Annotated in this window: 17 protein-coding genes; 9 read left to right on the top strand and 8 right to left on the bottom strand. The window is 69.7% G+C overall.

Annotation, left to right across the window (positions count from 1 at the left end; genetic code table 11):
• Positions 1–21: 21 nt before the first annotated feature.
• The 4 genes from ASD11_RS07580 to ASD11_RS07565 all read left to right on the top strand — a co-directional run bounded on the left by ASD11_RS07580 (position 22) and on the right by ASD11_RS07565 (position 4328).
• Positions 22–525 carry a flavin reductase family protein gene (locus tag ASD11_RS07580; protein WP_056285370.1) on the top strand — a complete coding sequence of 168 codons (504 nt, stop codon included), beginning with the start codon at positions 22–24 and terminating at the stop codon, positions 523–525.
• A gap of 40 nt (positions 526–565) precedes the next feature.
• The gene (dxs, locus tag ASD11_RS07575) at positions 566–2461 is read left to right on the top strand and encodes a 1-deoxy-D-xylulose-5-phosphate synthase (RefSeq protein ID WP_056285367.1); all 1896 of its coding nucleotides are present in this window, start codon (positions 566–568) and stop codon (positions 2459–2461) included.
• Between the two features lie 10 nt (positions 2462–2471).
• Positions 2472–3368, top strand: a complete 897-nt coding sequence (locus ASD11_RS07570) for a PAC2 family protein (RefSeq protein WP_056285363.1) — start codon at positions 2472–2474, stop codon at positions 3366–3368.
• A 90-nt stretch (positions 3369–3458) separates the two neighbouring features.
• Positions 3459–4328, top strand: a complete 870-nt coding sequence (locus tag ASD11_RS07565) for an acyl-CoA thioesterase (protein WP_056285360.1) — start codon at positions 3459–3461, stop codon at positions 4326–4328.
• A 22-nt stretch (positions 4329–4350) separates the two neighbouring features.
• Here ASD11_RS07565 and ASD11_RS07560 read toward each other — a convergent pair whose 3' ends face one another.
• From ASD11_RS07560 to ASD11_RS07550, 3 genes are all read right to left on the bottom strand, one after another.
• Positions 4351–6195 (bottom strand): CocE/NonD family hydrolase, encoded by a 1845-nt coding sequence (locus ASD11_RS07560; RefSeq protein WP_056285358.1) that lies wholly within the window; start codon positions 6193–6195, stop codon positions 4351–4353.
• Between the two features lie 78 nt (positions 6196–6273).
• Positions 6274–7167, bottom strand: a complete 894-nt coding sequence (locus ASD11_RS07555) for a MaoC family dehydratase (protein WP_056285355.1) — start codon at positions 7165–7167, stop codon at positions 6274–6276.
• 1 nt (position 7168) lies between these two features.
• Positions 7169–8515, bottom strand: coding sequence for a 3-oxoacyl-ACP reductase (locus ASD11_RS07550; protein ID WP_056285350.1), 1347 nt, complete (start codon positions 8513–8515; stop codon positions 7169–7171).
• Between the two features lie 164 nt (positions 8516–8679).
• Between ASD11_RS07550 and ASD11_RS07545 the strand changes: the two genes are divergently transcribed.
• Positions 8680–10077 (top strand): acetyl-CoA C-acetyltransferase, encoded by a 1398-nt coding sequence (locus tag ASD11_RS07545; protein WP_082554222.1) that lies wholly within the window; start codon positions 8680–8682, stop codon positions 10075–10077.
• A gap of 384 nt (positions 10078–10461) precedes the next feature.
• Here the strand turns inward: ASD11_RS07545 and ASD11_RS07540 are convergent, their stop codons facing one another.
• Positions 10462–11121 carry a TetR/AcrR family transcriptional regulator gene (locus ASD11_RS07540; protein ID WP_056285347.1) on the bottom strand — a complete coding sequence of 220 codons (660 nt, stop codon included), beginning with the start codon at positions 11119–11121 and terminating at the stop codon, positions 10462–10464.
• 69 nt (positions 11122–11190) lie between these two features.
• Between ASD11_RS07540 and uvrB the strand changes: the two genes are divergently transcribed.
• The 3 genes from uvrB to ASD11_RS07525 all read left to right on the top strand — a co-directional run bounded on the left by uvrB (position 11191) and on the right by ASD11_RS07525 (position 15119).
• The gene (gene uvrB / locus ASD11_RS07535) at positions 11191–13275 is read left to right on the top strand and encodes an excinuclease ABC subunit UvrB (protein ID WP_056285345.1); all 2085 of its coding nucleotides are present in this window, start codon (positions 11191–11193) and stop codon (positions 13273–13275) included.
• A gap of 105 nt (positions 13276–13380) precedes the next feature.
• Entirely contained in the window at positions 13381–13872 is a 492-nt protein-coding gene (locus tag ASD11_RS07530; protein ID WP_056285342.1) for a beta-class carbonic anhydrase, read from the top strand.
• Between the two features lie 203 nt (positions 13873–14075).
• Positions 14076–15119 carry a TerC family protein gene (locus ASD11_RS07525; RefSeq protein WP_056285339.1) on the top strand — a complete coding sequence of 348 codons (1044 nt, stop codon included), beginning with the start codon at positions 14076–14078 and terminating at the stop codon, positions 15117–15119.
• Here ASD11_RS07525 and ASD11_RS07520 read toward each other — a convergent pair.
• Together ASD11_RS07520 and ASD11_RS07515 are read right to left on the bottom strand one after the other, a co-directional pair.
• Positions 15089–15373, bottom strand: coding sequence for a putative quinol monooxygenase (locus ASD11_RS07520; protein WP_056285337.1), 285 nt, complete (start codon positions 15371–15373; stop codon positions 15089–15091). The two genes, ASD11_RS07525 and ASD11_RS07520, sit on opposite strands and share 31 nt — an antisense overlap.
• 5 nt (positions 15374–15378) lie before the next feature.
• Positions 15379–16842: an APC family permease gene (locus ASD11_RS07515; RefSeq protein WP_056285334.1), complete on the bottom strand. Its 1464-nt coding sequence runs from the start codon at positions 16840–16842 to the stop codon at positions 15379–15381.
• 108 nt (positions 16843–16950) lie between these two features.
• On the opposite strand from ASD11_RS07515, the gene ASD11_RS07510 reads away from it, so the two are divergent.
• The gene (locus ASD11_RS07510) at positions 16951–18231 is read left to right on the top strand and encodes a cytochrome P450 (protein WP_082554221.1); all 1281 of its coding nucleotides are present in this window, start codon (positions 16951–16953) and stop codon (positions 18229–18231) included.
• A 4-nt stretch (positions 18232–18235) separates the two neighbouring features.
• Here ASD11_RS07510 and ASD11_RS07505 read toward each other — a convergent pair whose 3' ends face one another.
• Positions 18236–18892, bottom strand: a complete 657-nt coding sequence (locus ASD11_RS07505; protein ID WP_056285330.1) for a response regulator transcription factor — start codon at positions 18890–18892, stop codon at positions 18236–18238.
• Entirely contained in the window at positions 18889–20103 is a 1215-nt protein-coding gene (locus ASD11_RS07500) for a sensor histidine kinase (RefSeq protein WP_056285327.1), read from the bottom strand. The genes ASD11_RS07505 and ASD11_RS07500 overlap by 4 nt, the downstream gene beginning before the upstream one ends.
• Positions 20104–20236: the final 133 nt, after the last annotated feature.

Raw genomic sequence — 20236 nt, 5'->3', positions numbered from 1 at the left:
CCACGGGCCTAGGCTGGCGGGGTGACGATCCACACGGACCATCCCTTCGCCACGCCTCCGGGCGACCGCGACCCGCTCCGACGGCTGCGCGGCCACCTCCCGGCGGCCGTGAGCCTCTGGACCGCGGGGGAGGGGCGCGCCCGGGTCGGCCTCACGGTCTCGTCGTTCATGATCGGTGCCGGTGACCCGGCGGTCGTCCTGGGCCTCGTCGACGAGGAGTCGGACTTCTGGGAGGAGGAGCCCGAGCGGTTCGTCGTGAACCTCGCCACGTCCGGTCACGAGTTCCTCAGCGACGCCTTCGCCGGTGTGGCCCCGGCACCGGGTGGTCCCTTCACCCTGGCGCAGTGGGAGGAGTCCGCGTGGGGGCCGGTCCTGACCGGCGCCGCAGGGTGGATCGGCGTCCGGCGCACCACGGACGCTCGCCACGCAGGGTGGGGACTCCTGGTCGAGGCACAGGTCGAGCACGTCGAGGTGAGCGACGCTGCAGTGCTCTCCCACGAGCGTGGCCGCTACCACGCGCGGTGACGCCCCGGTGATCTCCAGGACTCCTCGGTAGACTGGCCGAATGGCCCTGCTCGACGAGATCCGCGGACCCGCTGACCTGCGGGACCTCTCCGACGACGACCTCGCGACCCTCGCCCACGAGATCCGCGAGCGCACGATCGACGCCGTGGCCCAGCACGCCGGGCACCTCGGCCCCAACCTGGGCGTCGTCGAGCTCACGCTCGCCATCCACCGCGTCTTCGAGTCGCCGCTCGACCGCGTCGTCTGGGACACCGGTCACCAGGCCTACGTGCACAAGATGGTGACCGGACGCGCCGACGCCTTCGACTCGCTGCGCCAGGAGGGCGGCCTGTCGGGCTACCCCTCGCAGGCGGAGTCCGAGCACGACTGGGTCGAGAACTCCCACGCCTCCACGAGCCTGTCCTACGCCGACGGCATGGCCCGGGCCAACGAGGTCCTGGGCAACGACCGCCACGTCGTGGCCGTCATCGGTGACGGTGCCCTCACGGGCGGCATGGCCTGGGAGGCCATCAACAACATCGCTGCAGCTCAGGACCGGCGCCTCGTGATCGTCGTCAACGACAACGGCCGCTCGTACCAGCCCACCGTCGGCGGCCTGGCCAACCGGCTCGCCGAGATCCGCACCAACCCGCGGTACGAACCCGCCCTGGCCGCCATCAAGGAGCGGCTGAGCAGCGGTCGTCTCGTGGGCCCGGCGGCCTACGAGGCGCTGCACGCCATCAAGAAGGGGCTCAAGGACGTCCTCGCCCCGCAGGGCATGTTCGAGGACATGGGACTCAAGTACCTCGGGCCGGTCGACGGGCACGACCGCCAGGCTCTCGAACACGCGCTCACCCAGGCCAAGCGGTTCAACGGTCCCGTCCTCGTCCACGCACTCACCACCAAGGGCCAGGGCTACGACATCGCCGTGGCCAACATCAACGACCAGATGCACCAGGCGCCCGCCTTCGACCGGGAGACCGGCGACGCCCGCTCGGTCGCTCCCGCCGGCTGGACCTCGGTGTTCCGCGACGAGATCGTCCGGATCGCCGACGAGCGTCCCGACGTCGTGGGCATCACGGCCGCCATGCTGTACCCGGTGGGCCTCGACGCCTTCGCCGACAAGTTCCCCGACCGCGTCGTCGACGTGGGCATCGCGGAGCAGCACGCCGCCACGAGCGCGGCGGGCATGGCCATGGCCGGTCTGCACCCCGTCTTCGCGGTCTACGCCACCTTCCTGAACCGCGCGTTCGACCAGGTCCTGCTCGACGTCGCGCTGCACCGCTGCGGCGTCACGTTCGTCCTCGACCGGGCCGGCCTCACCGGCGACGACGGCGCCAGCCACAACGGCATGTGGGACATGTCGATCCTCCAGGTCGTCCCGGGCCTGCGGCTCGCCGCGCCCCGCGACGGCTCACGCCTGCGCGAGCTCCTGCGCGAGGCCGTCGACGTCTCGGACGCCCCCACCGTGGTCCGGTTCGCCAAGGGCGCCGTGCCGGACGACATCGACGCGGTCGGCACGCTCGGCGGGGGAGACGTGCTCCACCAGGGCAGCTCCGACGACGTCCTGGTCCTGGCCGTCGGCTCCATGGCACGCACCGGCCTCGCCGTCGCCGAGCGGCTGGAGGCTGCCGGCCTCGGGACCACGGTCGTGGACCCGCGCTGGGTCAAGCCCTTCCACCCCGACCTGGTGGCCGCGGCCACCGGGCGTCGACTCGTGGTCACCATCGAGGACAACGGACGCGTCGGCGGGGTGGGGTCGGCGTTCACACAGGCCCTCCAGGACGCCCGGATCCCCACCCCCGTGCGCGTGCACGGCATCGCCCAGGAGTTCTTCGAGCACGCCAAGCGCGACGTCCTGCTCGAGCGGGTCGGTCTCACGCCCGACGCCATCGCCACCGACGCCCTGGAGGCGCTGCGCGAGACCGTGACCAGCGGGAATGTGGCGGAGAGCTGAGGCGTTGACGATGCAGTGGCCCAAGCGACGAGACACCCAGACTGATCCCGAGGCTCCTCAGGGAGCCGTCCTCATCCACGCCCTCGACGGGTTCCTGACGGCCGGCGGCGCGCCGCGCCTGGCGGCCGAGGCGCTCACGACCGGCGAGGGGGAGGTCGTCCACTCCTTCGACGTCGACGAGCTCTACGACTACCGCGCCCGTCGACCCTTCGTCACGTTCCGCCAGGATCACTACCAGGACTACGAAGAGCCCCGGCTCGACATCGTGCTGGAGCGCGACGCGGCCGGCACGCCGTACTACCTGCTCGCCGGTCCGGAGCCCGACTTCCGCTGGGAGTCCTTCGTGAGCGAGCTCCGCGACGTCGTGACCGACCTGCGCATCCCGCTCACGCTGGGGCTCGGCGCGGTGCCCATGGGGGTGCCGCACACCCGTCCTCCCATGATCACCGCCCACGGCACGCGGCCCGAGATCGTCGACCGCACCAACCTGTGGGGCGCCGAGGTCAAGGTGCCGTCGTCGGCGCAGTCGCTCCTGGAGTACCGGTTCGGCCAGCTGGGTCTCGACGCCGCGGGCTACGTCGTGCACGTCCCGCACTACCTCGCCCAGATCGACTACCCGCCGGCGGCCATCGCGCTGATCGACGCCGTCGTCGACCGGCTGGGTCTCGAGCTCGACCTCGACGCCCTGCGCACGGCCACGAGCGCCGCCATGGAGCAGATCCAGGAGCAGATCTCGGACCAGGACGGCGAGAACGTCCTGCACGGCCTGGAGCAGCAGTACGACGCCTTCACCCGAGGAGCGGCCCAGTCGCTCCTGGCGGAGGAGGACGCCATCCCCTCGGGCGACGAGCTGGCGGACCAGTTCGAGCAGTTCCTTGCGCGTCAGCGCAAGAACGATCGGGACTAGCCTTGCGCGTCAGCGCAAGCACGACGACGGCTGAGCCACGAGGTCGGCGAGGACGCCGCCGGTGGGCGCCGGGATCGCTAGGATCGGCCCGTGCCTGAATCGTTGTCTGAGATCGTCGACCTGCTGGACCTCGAGCCGCTCGAGATCGGTCTGTACCGCGGGAAGCAGCCCGAGAACTCGAGCCTCGTCCGTGTCTTCGGCGGGCAGGTGGCGGCGCAGGCCGTCATGGCGGCCCAGCTGACGGCTCCGGAGGACCGGCACATCCACTCGCTCCACGCGTACTTCCTGCTCGGCGGCGATCCCAGCATCCCGATCATCTACGACGTCGAGAACGTCCGGGACGGCGGATCGTTCACCACGCGGCGCGTCGCGGCGCGCCAGCACGGCGAGAACATCTTCTACATGACGGTGTCCTTCCAGCGCGAGGAGGACGGCTTCGACCACCAGGACCGGATGCCCGAGGTCCCGTCTCCGGAGGACTCCACGCCCCTCATCGACATCATCGCCGAGCGAGGGTCGGACTTCTCCCTCGCGTGGAAGCGGGACTGGGACGCGTTCGACCTGCGGTACGTGGGCGACAACCGGACACCCGACGACCCGTCCCGTGAGCTGGTCCCGGCCGTGCAGCGACTCTGGTTCCGCGCCAACGGCACGCTGCCCGACTCCCGCATCGTGCACAACGCGGCGTTCACCTACATCTCGGACTTCAGCCTGCTGGGCGTCTCCCTCCTCCCGCACGGCACCTTCATCGGCGACCCCAAGGTCATGCCGGCCTCGCTCGACCACGTGATCTGGTTCCACCGTCCCGTGCGCGCCGACGAGTGGCTGCTCTACGACCAGACCTCGCCGTCGGCCTCGGGAGCCCGGGGCCTCAGCACGGCGCGTGTCTTCGCCCAGGACGGGACCCTCGTGGCCACCGTGGCCCAGGAGGGCCTCATCCGACAGCGCCGCTCCCGCTGACGGCCCTGGCGCAGCCGCGCGGTCAGCGCGTCGGGATGGTCACCTCCGACGGGTACTTCGCCGAGCTGTGCACCCGGATGACGCTGAGCGAGCCCAGTAGGTCGCCGAGGTTCGGGAGCAGGTGCGGCACGTCGAAGGCCTGCACGGCCACCCGGAGCCGGTGGCCCGGGAGGATCTTGGCCGCCGTCGGGAAGATCTCGACGTCGACCGGTGCCACCTCGCCTGCGGCGAGAGGCTTCTTGCTGGCCTTCGTGAACGGGTGGTACGGCTGGATGACCTTGCCGTCCAGGTAGCGGCTACGGCTGGTGTCGAGGGCGCGCATCGAGATGACCTGCCAGCCACCGGTGAGACGGCTGACGGTGCCGTCGGGCGCGACGTCCTCGAGCGCCACCGAGAGCATGCCGTCCCCGGCGCCGACGGTGGAGGTGTAGAGCCGGGCGTTGACCTGGCCCTGCAGCGTGACGGCCTTCGTGAGCGGGGCCGTCTCGAACACCGGACCGAGCCGGTCGTTGAACTGGTTGTTCGTGAAGCACGGCAGGTCCGGAAGGGCCTTGTTGAGGACGCCGGCCGTCCACTGGTTGGTGGAGCGGGTGCACAGGCCCTGGGCCGGGACGGGAAGGACGTCGGAGACGCCCTCGTCCGCCTTTCCGGTGGTGAGACCTGCAGTCTGTCCTGTCGAGGCCGAGCCGGAGAGGCGGAAGCTCGTGGCGCGGCTGCCGGGGGCCACGACGTCGGTGCCCTTGGTCCAGGCGCCCGTGCCCTGCTGGTAGTAGGTGAGCGGCGGGATGTCGGAGTCGAGGGTGGCGTCGGCGCGACCCTTCACGTAGCGGTCGAACCAGCGGAGCTGGAGCTCGCCGAGCGTGCCGTGGCCCGCCTTCTCGAGGCCCACGCCCCCGGAGGCCTGCAGGTGGTCCCACGGCCCGACGATCATCTTGGTCTGGACGCCGCGCTTGCGCAGGTTCTCGTAGAGCAGCGGCGTGCCGCGCTGGAAGAGGTCGTACTCCCCGGAGATGAAGAACGTCGGGACGTCGATCTTCGAGGCCACGTTGATGGGGGAGCGCTGCGTGTAGAACTCGCCGTCGAACGCGGGCTCGCCACCGCCCAGGGCCGTGAGGAGCAGCCCGGCGCTGAACGCGCCGTTGCCGAGCAGGTGCGTCACGAGCGTGCCCAGGCCGAGCGCGGGGTTGGTGGCGGTGAGGGTCGGCGGGATGATGGCCGTGCCGTTCACGAGGCCGATCCACAGCGGGATGAAGCCGACGTCGAGCGCTCCTCCGGAGGCCACGACGTCGCGGTAGACGTCGGCGCCGGGGACCTGGGGGAAGATCGCCTTGAGGCCCTTGGGCCGTGCGCCGGCGGCGAAGATCTGGGCGATGCCCATGTACGAGGGACCGCTCATGCCGGTGCTGCCGTTGGACCACGGCTGCTGACCCGCCCACGTGACGACCTCGCCGAAGTCCTTGTCCTCGCGGGCGCAGAACGCGCACCACGTGCCGCCGGAGCTGCCCGTGCCACGGGCGTCGACGGTGAGCTGCAGGTAGCCGCGCTTCACGAGGAAGCTGGAGTCGCCGCCGGCCAGCCCGCCGGCCTGCTCCTGGACGTTCTTGTTGTAGGCGGTGATGGTGACGATCGTCGGCAGCCTGGTGGTGACGACCTTGCCGTCGGCGCCGACCGGACGCACGAGGTTGCCGCGCAGCACGGTGCCGTCGGACATGGGGATCGCCAGGTCCTGCACCGTGGTGGTGGCCGGGTACTGCTCGGGGCGCGGCTTCCACGACGTGGCGGCCGAGGCCGGCGCCGACGAGATGGCCAGCACGCCGGTCAGGACGAGAGCGGCGGACAGGGCGGCGCGGACGAGACGACCCGGCATCGTGGACTCCTCTGTGACGTGAGCTACAGGGGATCCAACGACACCGGGCCGCCTTGGGTTACGTGCCGGTACAAGCCCTCAGAGGGCGGTGACGCGACCCACGAGGTGGGTCACGGGCTTGCGTGCGCCCTTGACGCCGAACACCAGTCCGTCGGCGTCGGTGGCTGCCCCGGTGTGCCCGAAGGTGACCGTGGCGGGCAGCAGCACCGGCTTCTTGAACTCGACGTCGACGCGGTGGGCGTCGGGCAGCCGGTTCTGGAGCGCGGCGAGGCTGCGGGCCTTGGTCCACATGCCGTGGGCGATGTTGGTGGGGAAGCCGAACGCCTTGGCGGTGACCGGGTACAGATGGATGGGGTTGCGGTCGCCCGAGATGGCTCCGTAGCGACGACCGAGGTCGCCCTTGAGCTTCCACTGGACGACACCGTCGGGCGCCTCGATCCCGTCGAGCGGCGCCGCCGAGGTCTCGGCCCCCGCGCCACGCTTGCCGCGCGAGAACAACGTCGTGACCTCGTCCCACACGACCTCGCCGTCGACCGTGACCGTGGTGATGAGGTCGACGAGCTGTCCCTTGGGGTGCGGTCGCAGGTCGGCGGCCCTGACGCTGACGTCGAAGGACTCACCCGGGCCCAGGGGCCGGTGCTGCGTGATGGTGTTGCGCAGGTGCACCAGACCCATGGGCGCGAACGGGAACGACGTGTCGGTCATGAGCGCCATGTGCAGCGCGAACGCGCTCATGTGCGGGTAGGTGGTGGGCAGGGCGTCGGACCGGCCGAAACCGCAAACCTCCTCGTACGCAGCGAGGTGAGCGGTGTCGGTGGTGACGTCGGACCGCAGGAGCACGAGGTCGGGGACCTCGCCGGAGGCGTGCTTCACGCCCGGCAGGCCACCGACGACGGGCAGCGCGGGCAGCGCTGCCTTGAGCATGAGCGGCAGCGTGGACGGCGCCTTGTCGTACTGGCGGGTGGTGGTCATGTCAGCTGGCACCGATCAGCATCTGGCCGTTGACGCCCACCACATTGCCGCTCACGGCGGCCGCGCCGGGGCCCGAGAGCCACGTGATGGCCTCGGCGACGTCGACGGGCAGACCGCCCTGCGACATGGAGTTCATGCGTCGACCGGCCTCGCGGATGCCGAGCGGGATGGTCTTGACCATCTCGGTCTCCATGAACCCGGGGGCGATGACGTTGGCCGTGATGTTGCGGTCGGCCACGCGCTCGGCGAGCGACTGGATCCAGCCGATGACGCCCGCCTTGGCCGACGCGTAGTTGGTCTGGCCGTTGTTGCCCGCGATGCCCGCGATGGATGCGATGCCGATGATGCGGCCACCGTCGTTGATGAGGTTCTGCTCGAGCAGGTGGTCGGTGATGCGCTGCGGGGCGCCGACGGAGATGTCGACGACGAGCTGCCAGTTCTCGGGCTTCATGTTGCGCAGGCGCTTGTCGCGCGTGATGCCGGCGTTGTGCACGATGACGTCGATGGAGCCGTAGTTCTCGCGGACGTAGTCGGCGATGAGCTTCGGGGCGTCGGGCGAGGTGATGTCGCCGACGATGTAGCCGCCGCCGAGCTCCTCGGTGACTGCCTTGAGGTCGGCCTCCAGCGGCGGGACGTCGAGGCCGATGACCGTGGCGCCGTCGCGGGCGAGCGTGCGCAGGTCGGCGGCACCGAGGCCACGCGAGGCGCCGGTGACGAGGGCGACCTTGCCGGCGAGCGGCTTCTCGATGTCCTTCACGGTGGGCGCCGACGTGATGCCGGTGCTGCCGAGACGGATGACCTGTCCGGAGACGTAGGCCGACTTGGGGGAGAGGAAGAAGCCGAGCGTGGACGCCAGGGCCTTCTCCGCGCCCTTCGCGACGTAGACGAGGTTGACGGTGCTGCCGCCGCCGACCTCCTTGCCGAGCGAGCGGGTGAAGCCCTCGAGACCACGCTGCGCGATGGCGGCGCCCTCGGTGGCGGCCTCCGACGGCAGGGCGCCGATCACGACGACGCGACCCGAGCCGGCCAGCTGGCGCAGCACGGGGGTGAAGAACTCCGTGAGGGCGACGAGCCCGGCGGCGCTGTCGATGCCGGTGGCGTCGAACACGAGCCCCTTGTACTTCTTGCCGTTCGCGGGAACCCCGGTCGCCTCGATCTTCGACGCCTTGAGCGCGGCCGTGACGGCCTTGGCGACGGGGCCGTTGGTGGCGCTGCCGGTGAGCACGGTGCCCTTGACGAGCGGACCGCCCTCGTAGCGCTCGAGGTACGGCGGGTTGGGGAGCCCGAGGTTCTTGACGAGGAACTTGCCGATCGGGTTGTGGGCCAGGTCCTGGTACTTGTCCGTCATGATCCGGGTGTGTCCTATCTCTCGCATACCAACGGTATCTGAACTTCTCTCGGAACTGTAACTTGGTGTTGCACCTGCGGTCCACCGCAGCACGGAGAGGCGCTCGTCACGTCTGCCGTGAGTAAAGTCCACCACACCACCTTCCATCCCGAGGAGCTCCTCACATGGCGGACCCCCAGACCCCCGCGAAGAAGACGCCTGCCAAGAAGGCCCCGGCTGCGAAGAAGGCCCCGGCCGCCGCAGCCAAGAAGGCCGCAGGCACCGACAAGACCCTGGCGCCCAGCGTGCGCCGCGTCGCCGTCATCGGCGGCAACCGCATCCCGTTCGCCCGGTCCAACTCGGTCTACTCCGACGTGTCCAACCAGGACATGCTGACCGCGGCTCTCGACGGCCTCGTCGACCGCTTCGGCCTCGAGGGTGAGCGAGCCGGCGAGATCGTCGCCGGCGCCGTGCTCAAGCACGCCCGCGACTTCAACCTCACGCGTGAGGTCGTGCTGGGCTCCAAGCTCTCGCCCGAGACGCCTGCCACTGACATCCAGCAGGCGTGTGGCACCGGCCTGCAGGCCACGTTCCAGGTGGCCAACAAGATCGCGCTCGGCAAGATCGAGTTCGGCATCGCCGGCGGCACCGACACCACCTCGGACGCCCCGCTCGCCGTGGGCGACAAGCTGCGCAAGATCCTCATCGAGGCCAACAACGCCAAGGACAACAAGGGCCGTCTGGCGGCGATCTCCAAGATCCGCCCGTCGATGCTCGCCCCCGACCAGCCCCGCAACGCGGAGCCGCGCACGGGCCTGTCCATGGGTGACCACCAGGCCATCACCACGCACCAGTGGGGCATCACGCGCGAGGCCCAGGACGAGCTCGCGGCCGCCTCGCACCAGAACCTCGCCAAGGCGTGGGAGGAGGGCTGGCAGGACGACCTCGTCACCCCCTTCAACGGCGTGAGCAAGGACAACCACCTGCGTCCGGACTCCACGGTCGAGAAGCTCGCCAAGCTGCGTCCGGTCTTCGGCAAGAACCTCGGCGACGAGGCCACCATGACGGCGGGCAACTCCACGCCGCTCTCCGACGGCGCGTCCGTCGCGCTCCTTGCCTCCGAGGAGGAGGCCACGAAGCGCGGCTGGGAGGTCCAGGCCTACCTCGTCGACTACGAGCAGGCTGCCGTCGACTACGTGAGCGGCACCGAGGGTCTGCTCATGGCGCCCGCGTACGCCGTGCCCCGCATGCTCGAGCGCAACGGCCTCACGCTGCAGGACTTCGACTACTACGAGATCCACGAGGCGTTCGCCGGCCAGGTGCTGTCCACGCTCGCCGCGTGGGAGGACGCCGAGTTCTGCAAGACGCGTCTGGGCCTGGACATCTCGCTCGGCTCGATCGACCGGACCAAGCTCAACGTCAAGGGCTCGTCGCTCGCGGCGGCTCACCCGTTCGCGGCCACCGGCGGCCGGATCGTGGCCAACCTGGCCAAGATCCTGCACCAGGCCGGACCGGGCAAGCGCGGTCTCATCTCCATCTGCGCGGCCGGCGGCCAGGGCGTCGTCGCCATCCTGGAGTCCTGAGCCCCAGCGGACCACGGTCCCCGTCATCGCCTCGGCGATGGCGGGGACCTTCTGCGTCCCCCCGGGTTGGCGGTGCCTCAGCGTCCGTCCCGCCGTGGGCGGTGCCTGAGCGTCCGTCCCGCCGTGGGCGGTGCCTGAGCGTCCGTCCAGCCGTGGGCGGTGCCTGAGCGTCCGTCGGGCCGCGGAGCGGTGACTTGGCGTCCGTCTGGACGCCCCGCGCCGCTCCGGACGGACGCCAGCTCACCGCCCGACGGGCTGGGCCCGGCGGACGGACGCCAGCTCACCGCCCGACGGGCCGGGCGCGGCGGACGGACGCCAACCCACCGCCCGACGGGCTGGGCGCGGCGGACGGACGCCAGCCCACCGCCCGACGGGCTGGGCCGGTCAGCTGCGGGTGTCGGCGAGGGCCATGTGGAGCGCGCTGTTCACGACGATCTCCTTGACCCGGTCGAACGGGACGTCGTCGACGGCGGGCAGGCCCGGGTTCTGCTCGCGCACGGCCAGGCGCAGGGTGGCGAGGTTCAGCACGCCGAGCGCCTGCGTGTAGAAAATGTTGGCCAGCAGGGCGGGGTCCTCGACCCGGAAGACGCCGGAGGCGTTGCCCTCGTCGAGGACGGCCACGACCACGCCGAGCGGCCCGTTCATGGCCTGGCCCAGACGGAACATGGCCTTGTCGCTCACCTCGGCCATGAGCTCGTCGCCGCGACGACGCAGCAGCGACTGGGCGCAGTCGACGAACGCGGGGTACTGCTCCCCGAACTCGAGGAAGCCGCGGGTGATGGCCACGAGGCGGTCGGGCTCGGTCTCGGCGGAGGCGTCGGCGGTGCGCAGCAGCTCGGCCAGCTCGTCGAGGTAGGCCACGAGGGTGAGCGCGAACAGCTCCTCCTTGCCCGAGAAGTGCCGGTAGATGATGGCGCGGTTGATGCCGACGGCGCGGGCGATGTCCTCGATCTGCGCGTCGCGCACGCCGCGCTCGTCGAAGAGGGCGCGCGTGGCTGCCAGGATCTCCTGCGTCCGTGCTGCGCGACGGTCCTGGGCGGCCATGTCGTCCACCCTAGTGCTTGCTCTACGCACGGGCTGCTTCTGTCGGTGCCGACACGTACGCTGGTGGGAATGAGGCCAGTAGCGGAGCTCCAGCGTCAAGTCGCACCCTTCGAGGTCGTCTCGGAGTACAAGCCGGCCGGTGACCAGCCGGCCGCGATCGCCGCGCTCACCCAGCGCATCGGCGCGGGTGAGAAGGACTCGGTGCTCATGGGCGCCACCGGCACCGGCAAGACGGCCACCACGGCCTGGCTCGCGGAGCAGCTGCAGCGACCCATGCTCGTGATGCTGCCCAACAAGCTCCTGGCGGCGCAGTTCGCCAACGAGCTGCGTGAGCTGCTCCCCAACAACGCGGTCGAGTACTTCGTCTCGTACTACGACTACTACCAGCCCGAGGCGTACGTGCCCCAGACGGACACGTACATCGAGAAGGACTCCTCCATCAACGAGGAGGTCGAGCGGCTGCGGCACTCGGCCACGTGGTCGTTGCTCACCCGCCGCGACGTCATCGTCGTGGCCACCGTCTCGTGCATCTACGGACTCGGCTCCGCCGCCGAGTACACCAACCGGATGATCGGCTTCAAGGTCGGGGAGTCCAAGCCGCGCGAGGAGCTGCTCCGCACGCTCGTCCAGGCCCAGTACGTCCGCAACGACGCCACCGCCACCCGCGGCACGTTCCGGGTCAAGGGCGACACCGTCGAGATCTTCCCGGTGTACCAGGAGATGGCCGTCCGCATCGAGTTCTTCGGCGACGAGATCGAGCGACTCATGACCCTGCACCCGCTCACGGGCGAGATCCTGAGCGACGACCAGGAGCTCTACGTCGGCGCCGCCACCCACTACGCCGTGGGCCCGGAGATCATGACGCGCGCCATCTCCAGCATCGAGCTCGAGCTGGCCGACCGCCTGGCCGTCCTGGAGCGCGACAACCAGCTCCTCGAGGCCCAGCGGCTGCGCATGCGCACCACGTACGACCTCGAGATGATGCAGCAGATCGGTACCTGCTCGGGCATCGAGAACTACTCGCGCCACATGGACGGCCGCGCGCCCGGGTCGGCCCCCAACTGCCTGCTCGACTACTTCCCCGAGGACTTCGTGCTCGTGGTCGACGAGTCGCACGTGACCATCCCGCAGATCGGCGCCATGTACGAGGGCGACATGTCCCGCAAGCGCACCCTTGTCGAGCACGGCTTCCGCCTGCCCAGCGCCATGGACAACCGTCCACTCACGTGGGACGAGTTCCTGGAGCGCATCGGTCAGACGGTCTACCTCTCGGCCACGCCGGGCAACTACGAGATGGAGAAGGTGCAGGGCGACTTCGTCGAGCAGATCATCCGGCCCACCGGCCTCGTCGATCCCGAGGTCGTCGTCAAGCCCACCAAGGGCCAGATCGACGACCTCATCGCGCAGATCCGCACCCGCACCGAGCGCGACGAGCGCGTCCTCGTCACCACCCTCACCAAGAAGATGTCGGAGGACCTCACCGACTACCTCCTCGAGGCCGGCATCCGCACGCGGTACCTGCACAGCGAGGTCGACACGCTGCGCCGTGTCGAGCTGCTGCGCGAGCTGCGCATGGGGGAGTACGACGTCCTCGTGGGCATCAACCTCCTGCGTGAGGGACTCGACCTCCCCGAGGTGAGCCTCGTCGCCATCCTCGACGCCGACAAGGAGGGCTTCCTGCGCTCGGGGCGTTCCCTCATCCAGACCATCGGTCGTGCCGCTCGTAACGTCTCGGGCCAGGTCATCATGTACGCCGACAAGATGACCGACTCCATGGCCCTGGCCATCGAGGAGACCAACCGTCGCCGTGAGAAGCAGGTCGCCTACAACCTCGAGCGGGGTGTCGACCCGCAGCCGCTGCGCAAGAAGATCGGCGACATCACCGACATGCTCGCGCGCGAGGACGCCGACACCGAGAAGCTGCTCGCGGCCACCGGCGACCGTCGGCGCAAGGGTGCGGCCGTCCCGCTGGGCCAGCACACCAAGGACCTCGCGTCCCTGCCCTCCGGCGAGCTGGCCGACCTCATCGCCCAGCTCAGCGAGCAGATGCACACCGCCGCCGCCGAGCTCCAGTTCGAGGTGGCCGCCCGGCTCCGCGACGAGATCGGCGACCTCAAGAAGGAGCTGCGCGGCATGATGGCGGCCGACGCCTAGCACCTGCGCCCTGCGGCTGACGCCGGTCCCACCTCGTGGGACCGGCGTCGTCATCAGGTCTGCCGGGCACACGGTGGGGCGACCAACCCCGACCAGGAGGTCGCCATGACTGTCACCGACGAGCTCGTCGAGTCCAACCAGGCCTACCAGCAGGGCTTCGAGGGTCCCCTGCCGCTCCCGCCGTCCCGCAAGGTCGCCGTCGTCGCGTGCATGGACGCCCGCCTCGACCCCGCCAAGATCCTCGGCCTCTCCGAGGGCGACGCCCACGTGATCCGCAACGCCGGCGGAGTCGTCACGGAGGACGCGCTGCGGTCGCTCGCCATCAGCCAGCGTCTGCTCGGCACGGAGGAGATCGTCCTCGTGCACCACACCGACTGCGGCATGGTCACGTTCTCCGACGACGAGTTCCGCCAGAGCATCGAGGCCGACACCGGCATCCGTCCCAGCTGGGCCGCGGAGGCCTTCCCCGACGCCGCCGCCGACGTCGTGCAGGGCATCAGGCGCATCCAGGCGAGCCCGTTCGTCCCGCACCGGGACCAGGTCCGCGGGTTCGTGTTCGACGTCGCGACCGGCGCCCTCGACGAGGTCCAGGTCTGACCACCCGCTCGCCCGGCCCCGGCCGGGCGAGCGAAGCTCGGGGCGTGCTGTCAGAATGATCCGCGGAGGGGAGTATTCCCTGATCACAGCGCCGTCATCACGGTGACTCCCAGCAGTCACCCGGTTCTGTGGGCCGTGCGCCCGCCTCGAGCGTGGTCCGGCGGAAGAGACCTCCGGCCGTTTGACGACCGGAGGAATCTCCCTTGAACGTATCCACCACCGAGTGGGCCATCACGATCGGCGTGACGCTCGCGGTGCTCCTGTTCGACATCCTCATCGTGGCCAGGCGGCCGCACGAGCCGTCGATGAAGGAGTGCGCCACCTACCTGAGCATCTATGTCGGACTGGCCATCGCCTTCGGCATCTGGGTCACGCTCTACCACAACGACCCGAACATCAAGGACGGCGACTTCGGGCTGCAGTTCTTCGCCGGCTGGCTCACCGAGTACAGCCTGTCGATCGACAACCTGTTCATCTTCATCATCATCATGGCCAGCTTCAACGTGCCGAGGAAGTACCAGCAGGAGGCCCTGCTGGTGGGCATCGTGATTGCCCTGATCTTCCGTGCGATCTTCATCGCGCTCGGCGCTGTGGCCATCGAGCAGGTCTCGTGGATCTTCTACATCTTCGGCGCGTTCCTGCTGTACACGGGCTACAACCTCATGAAGGACACCGACCACGACGACGACGGCGAGAACGCCGTCGTGAGGTTCGCCCGCAAGCGGTTCACGATCTCCGAGCAGTGGGACGGCCTCAAGCTGTTCGTCCACGAGAACGGCAAGCGCGCCATCACGCCGATGTTCCTCGTGATCATCGCGCTCGGCACCACCGACCTGCTGTTCGCGCTCGACTCCATCCCGGCGATCTACGGCCTTACCAAGGAGCCGTACCTGGTCTTCACGGCCAACGTCTTCGCCCTCATGGGTCTGCGTCAGCTGTACTTCCTGCTCGGTGGGCTGCTCAAGAAGCTCATCTACCTGTCGCAGGGCCTCGCCATCCTGCTGGCCTTCATCGGCGTGAAGCTCATCCTCCACGCGCTGCACGAGAACGAGCTCCCGTTCATCAACGGCGGCGAGCACGTGAAGGTGTACGAGATCCCGACCCTGCTGAGCCTCGGCGTCATCGTGGCCATCCTGTCGATCACGGCGATCGTGAGCCTCACGGTCTCGAGCCGTCGCGAGAAGGCCGGGCTCAACCCGGACGGCAGCGAGAAGTCTCAGGCCGGTCCCTCGGACGAGATCTCGTAACGACTGACCGACGCATCGACGATCGCGACCTGCTGGTCATCCGACGGCCCTGAGCCCCGGAAGGCCAGCAGGTCGCTCTCGTCCTGCCACCGCTCGTAGACGTTGATGCGGCCGGCGTCGACGAGGTCGGCGCCGAGGGTGAAGTCGAGGCAGCCCTGCGCAGCGCGCGCCTGCTCGACGACGGCCGTGCAGCCCGCGAGGTACTCCTCGCGGGCTGCAGGGTCGACCCGGAGCCATCCGGCGACGACGAGCACGGGTGCTACTCGCCGAGCTGGTCGATGTTGTCGAACTTGCTGTCTCCGGTGCCGGTGAGCCGGTTGACCACGTAGGTGAGAGCCCACAGCCCCACACCGATGAGCATGAGCACACCGGCGATCTCGTAGATGAGCGCGTCACGGTCGACCCAGGGTCCGACCAGGAAGAGGCAGAGGAACGCCCCGAGGTACGGCAGTGGACCGGGCGAGGTGAAGAAGGTCTTCACCTTGTCGTGCCGCTTCCCGCGCAGGACGATGCAGGCCACGTTCACCACGGCGAAGACGGCCAGCAGAAGCAGCGACGTGACGCTCGCCAGGTTCACGACGATGTCGCTCTCGGGGTCCTGACGCACGTAGAAGATCAGGCCGAGCGCCAGGAGCGTCGTGAAGACGATGCCGGCCCACGGGGTGCGACGCCCCGGCAGGACAGCTCCCAGCTGGCGGGGGAGCACGTTCTGGTTGGCCATGCCGTAGATGAGCCGGCTCGCCATCAGCATGTTGATCAGGGCGGTGTTGGCCACCGCGAAGACCGCAAGGAACGGGAAGACCTTGTCGATCGGGAAGTCAGGGGCACCGACCGACACCACGGACAGCAGGGCGCGGTCGCCGTTGGCGTTGATCTCCGCGATCTGGTCGGACGTCAGCACGCTCACGACCGAGACGGCCACGAGCATGTAGAGGATGACCGCGATGCCGAGGCCGGTGAGCATGACCCGCGGGAAGATCTTCCGGGGCTCCTCGACCTCCTCCACCATGTTGACGGCGTCCTCGAAGCCCACCATGGCGAAGAACGCGATGGACGTGGCTGCGGTGACAGCCAGGAAGAGACCCTTGTCGTTGGCGTCGTTGAAGACGGTCACCTGGCTCAGGTCGCCCTTGCCCTGGGCCAGCACGTAGAAGCCGACGCCGATGACGATGGCGAGCGCCGTGATCTCCACGAGCGTCAGGACCACGTTGAACTTCACGCTCTCGCCGGCGCCCCGCAGGTTGATGAGGGCGAGCAGGATCATGAAGCCCATGGCGATGGCAGTGATGGTGCCGTCGCTGACGTCGCCGTCGATCCAGCCGTTGATCTTGAGTCCGTCGGTGAGGAACCCGGACAGCGTGGCCGACGCCGTGGACGCGCTCGTGATGCCTGAGCACACGACGGCGAACGCCACGATGAAGGTCACGAAGTGCAGTCCGAAGGCCTTGTGCGTGTAGAGCGCTGCTCCGGCCGCTTCTGGGTACTTGGTCACCAGCTCGAGGTACGAGAGGGCGGTGATGGTCGCGACGATGAAGGCCAGCAGGAACGGCAGCCAGACGATGCCGCCCACCTGCCCCGCCATCTGGCCTGTGACGGCGTAGACGCCGGCGCCCAGGATGTCTCCGACGATGAAGAGAAGGAGGAGCTTGGGCCCCATGACCTTCTTGAGCCCGGTGGGCCCGGCGGGTCCGGTGGACTGCGGTTCCGCGGTGGTAGCACTCATGGTTCCCCCTCGGTGATGGATCGCGAGGTCGTCGCGATTCCTGTCACCCTGGCCTAACTGCCGCGAGTCCGCAATCGCCCCAGGTGTGCTCAATGGTATTTTCGGGGAGTGCTGGACCTGCGTGGACGACTCAGTCGATGGGTCGGACGTCTCGCTGTGCGGCGCATCCAGAAGCAGGGCATCGACCTGTCGCGGATCAGCATCATCCCCGAGCCCACCAAGGTCCCGCTGCAGCGCATCGGCACGGACCCCGTGCCCCGGCTGGCCGAGATCCGGGGCGAGGGAGCCCTGCACAAGCTCCAGCTGCCGTTCTCCTTCAACGCCTACCTCGTGTCCGGGTACGACGAGACGCGTACGATCCTCACCGATCGCGGCAGCTACTCCAACGACATCCGGCACCTGTTCCACGGCGACGGTCCGGCCACGTCCGACGACATCGGCGGCCTCGGGTTCACCGACCCGCCGCTGCACACGCGGCTCCGCAAGATCGTCAACCCCGAGTTCACGATGCGACGGCTCTCTCGCCTCGAGCCCATGATCGACCGCATCGTCAAGAACGCGCTCGACGAGTTCGAGGACGCCGGCTCGCCGTCGGACCTCGCCAAGCACCTGGCCTTCCCGGTCCCGTTCCAGACCATCTGCGAGCTCCTCGGGCTCGACTACGAGGACCGTGAGGCCTTCGCCGCCCTCGGGAGCGCTCGCTTCGACGCCACCGGCGGAGGAGCCGCTGCCTTCGGTGCCGTGTCGGCCCAGCGAGAGTTCCTGTTCGAGGCCGTGGCCCGGCAGCGCAAGGAGCCCGGACCGGGCCTCATCGGCCAGATCATCCGCGACGAGGGCGACACCATCTCCGACGTCGACCTGGCCGGACTCGCCGACGGCGTCTTCACCGGAGGCTTCGAGACCACGGCCGGGATGATCGCCCTCGGCACCATCGTGCTGCTGCGCGATCCGGCCCACGCAGACCTCATGCGTCACGGCTCGCGCCCCGACGTCGAGCGCGCCGTGGAGGAGCTGCTGCGCTACCTCTCGGTCGTGCAGGTGGCGTTCCCACGGTTCGCCCAGCAGGACATGGAGCTCTTCGGCCAGCAGATCAAGAAGGGCGACGTGCTCCTCGCCTCCATCAGCGGGGCCAACCGCGATCCCAGCGCCGTCGGCGAGGATCCGGAGAGCTTCGACCCGTTCCGGGTGCCGAAGAACGGCCACCTCGCCTTCGGCCACGGGATCCATCGCTGCATCGGCGCCGAGCTGGCCCGCATCGAGCTGCGCGCGGTGTTCCCGGCCCTGCTCCAGAGGTTCCCCGACCTCGCGCTGGGTGTGCACGAGTCCGAGCTGAGCTTCCGCCAGCTCTCGTTCGTCTACGGCGTGGACGAGCTCCCCGTCACGTTCTGACGGGTCAGACCAGGCCGTGCTCGTGGGCCAGCACGATGGCGGCCGGGCGGTCGCGGAGGTCGAGCTTGCTGAAGATCCGGCCGACGTGGCTCTTGACCGTCAGCTCTGAGATGAAGAGCTGTGAGGCGATCTCGGGGTTGCTCAGGCCGCGCGCCATCAGGGTCAGCACCTCGAGCTCGCGCGACGTGAGGTCGTCGAACACCATGGTGGAGCGCGCGGTGGGGGAGGTCCGGTAGGCGGTGAGCACGCGAGCCGTGACCGCGGGGTCGAGCCAGGCCTGCCCGGTGGCGACGGCCCGCACCGCGCGGATGAGGTCCTCGGCGGGCGTGTCCTTGAGGACGAAGCCCGCCGCGCCGGCGCGCAGGGCACCGGACAGCATCTCGTCGTCGTCGAAGGTCGTGAGCACGATGACCGGGGGAGCGGCCGGGTCGGAGCGAAGGTCACGGGTCGCGGTGATGCCGTCCACGCGCTTCATCCGCAGGTCCATGACCACGACGTCGACGGCGAGGCGGGAGAGTGCTGCCGCGACCTCGTCGCCGTCCGAGCACTCGCCCACGACCTCGAAGCCGTCGCGCCGGCGCAGGATGCGGGACAGGCCCGAGCGGACGAGCTCCTGGTCGTCGACGAGGAGGACGCGCAGCAGGTCGGGTGCGTCCGTCATGAGCGGCTCCCGTGGAGTCCGCACATCAGTCGGCGCCTCCAGGCCGGCTCCCTCGACGCGCCGAGCGGCACCGAGAGCGCCACGACCCAGTCGTCGTCGACCTGGTGGGCCTCGAGGGATCCCTCCATCTGCTCGGTCCGCTCGCGCATGCCGGTGATGCCGTGTCCGAGTCCGTCGTCGGCCGCCGGACGCGGGTTCGGGTTGGTGACCAGGACGGTCACGTCGGAGCTCGTGGCCGAGATCATGAACGTCGCCGAGGCACCCGGAGCGTGCTTGACGACATTGGTCAGCGCCTCCTGGACGACGCGGTAGACACCGAGGCCGACGCCGACCGGGACGGTGTCGAGGTCGCCTGAGACGGTCGAGCGGATCGTGAGGCCGGCGGCGCGCACGGTGGCGAGGAGCGTGGGGATGTCGGCGGCGGTCGGGAGCGCGTGGGTGGGCGCGGCTCCGTCGGCCAGGAGGCCGACGGTGCGCCGGATGTCCGACATGGCCTCACGACCCACTCGTTCGGCGTCCGCGAGCGCGGCGGACGCCTCGGCGGTGTCGTCGTCGAGCAACGCGCGCCGGGCGCCGGTGACCTGGAGCAGCGTCACGCTCATGGAGTGGGCGACGAGGTCGTGGATCTCGCGTGCAATCCGCTGCCGCTCGGCCAGGGCGGCCCGCTCGCGCTCTCCCCGCCGCGCCGCCCGCTCGGCGAGGAGGGCGCGCATCTGCCAGCGCAGCATGGCCCCCATGAAGAGGCCGAGCACGATCTCGCCGGCCTGCGACGAGCCGGCCAGGACGTCGAGCGCGAGCGTCGCCGTGACGGACACCGCCGCCACGACCGTGCCGCGTCGAAGCCCGTCGGTGGCGACCACCTCCGCCACGAGCACCGCGAGGACGGCCGGCGCCAGGTCGACCCGTCCGTCATAGTCCACCGCCATGATCCAGGCGACCCCGCTGCCGACGCTCAGCGACGTCGCCCACCACGGCACCCAGCGCTCGGTGCTCGCCTGGACGACGTGGGGGAGCGCCACCAGGGCGACCGCGAGGACCAGCACCGACGGCGGAGTCAGTGCGTCGCGCTGACCGACGGCGGCCAGCGCGATCCCGACCTGAGCCGTCTTGGACACGAAGCCACCCCACCAGGGGTACGCGAGGCCCTTGCGCTGGGACTTCTCGTCGAAACGCGCCTGGACGGCGAGCAGGACGGACGGCAGGGCAGGCACATCGGCAGCCTAGAGCCGGTGGTCGCCTCGTGTCGTCGGACCGCCGAAGGAGCCGGCCTCCGACCAGGGTAGGACCTCGAATGCGGTCCCCGGGCCGATGCCCACGACACGTGCCGACACCTAGCGTCGTCAT

Source organism: Aeromicrobium sp. Root495, from assembly GCF_001426755.1.
Lineage (GTDB): Bacteria > Actinomycetota > Actinomycetes > Propionibacteriales > Nocardioidaceae > Aeromicrobium.
The sequence above is the reverse complement of the archived record's forward strand: the minus strand, read 5'-3'. Positions and strand labels throughout refer to the sequence as shown.

Bases quoted from the DNA above. Each gene is read 5' to 3' on its own strand.
- dxs (WP_056285367.1), top strand. From the start codon at position 566: ATGGCCCTGCTCGACGAGATCCGCGGACCCGCTGACCTGCGGGACCTC.
- ASD11_RS07570 (WP_056285363.1), top strand. From the start codon at position 2,472: ATGCAGTGGCCCAAGCGACGAGACACCCAGACTGATCCCGAGGCTCCT.
- ASD11_RS07560 (WP_056285358.1), bottom strand. From the start codon at position 6,195: ATGCCGGGTCGTCTCGTCCGCGCCGCCCTGTCCGCCGCTCTCGTCCTG.
- ASD11_RS07555 (WP_056285355.1), bottom strand. From the start codon at position 7,167: ATGACCACCACCCGCCAGTACGACAAGGCGCCGTCCACGCTGCCGCTC.
- ASD11_RS07550 (WP_056285350.1), bottom strand. From the start codon at position 8,515: ATGACGGACAAGTACCAGGACCTGGCCCACAACCCGATCGGCAAGTTC.
- ASD11_RS07545 (WP_082554222.1), top strand. From the start codon at position 8,680: ATGGCGGACCCCCAGACCCCCGCGAAGAAGACGCCTGCCAAGAAGGCC.
- ASD11_RS07540 (WP_056285347.1), bottom strand. From the start codon at position 11,121: ATGGCCGCCCAGGACCGTCGCGCAGCACGGACGCAGGAGATCCTGGCA.
- uvrB (WP_056285345.1), top strand. From the start codon at position 11,191: ATGAGGCCAGTAGCGGAGCTCCAGCGTCAAGTCGCACCCTTCGAGGTC.
- ASD11_RS07530 (WP_056285342.1), top strand. From the start codon at position 13,381: ATGACTGTCACCGACGAGCTCGTCGAGTCCAACCAGGCCTACCAGCAG.
- ASD11_RS07515 (WP_056285334.1), bottom strand. From the start codon at position 16,842: ATGAGTGCTACCACCGCGGAACCGCAGTCCACCGGACCCGCCGGGCCC.
- ASD11_RS07505 (WP_056285330.1), bottom strand. From the start codon at position 18,892: ATGACGGACGCACCCGACCTGCTGCGCGTCCTCCTCGTCGACGACCAG.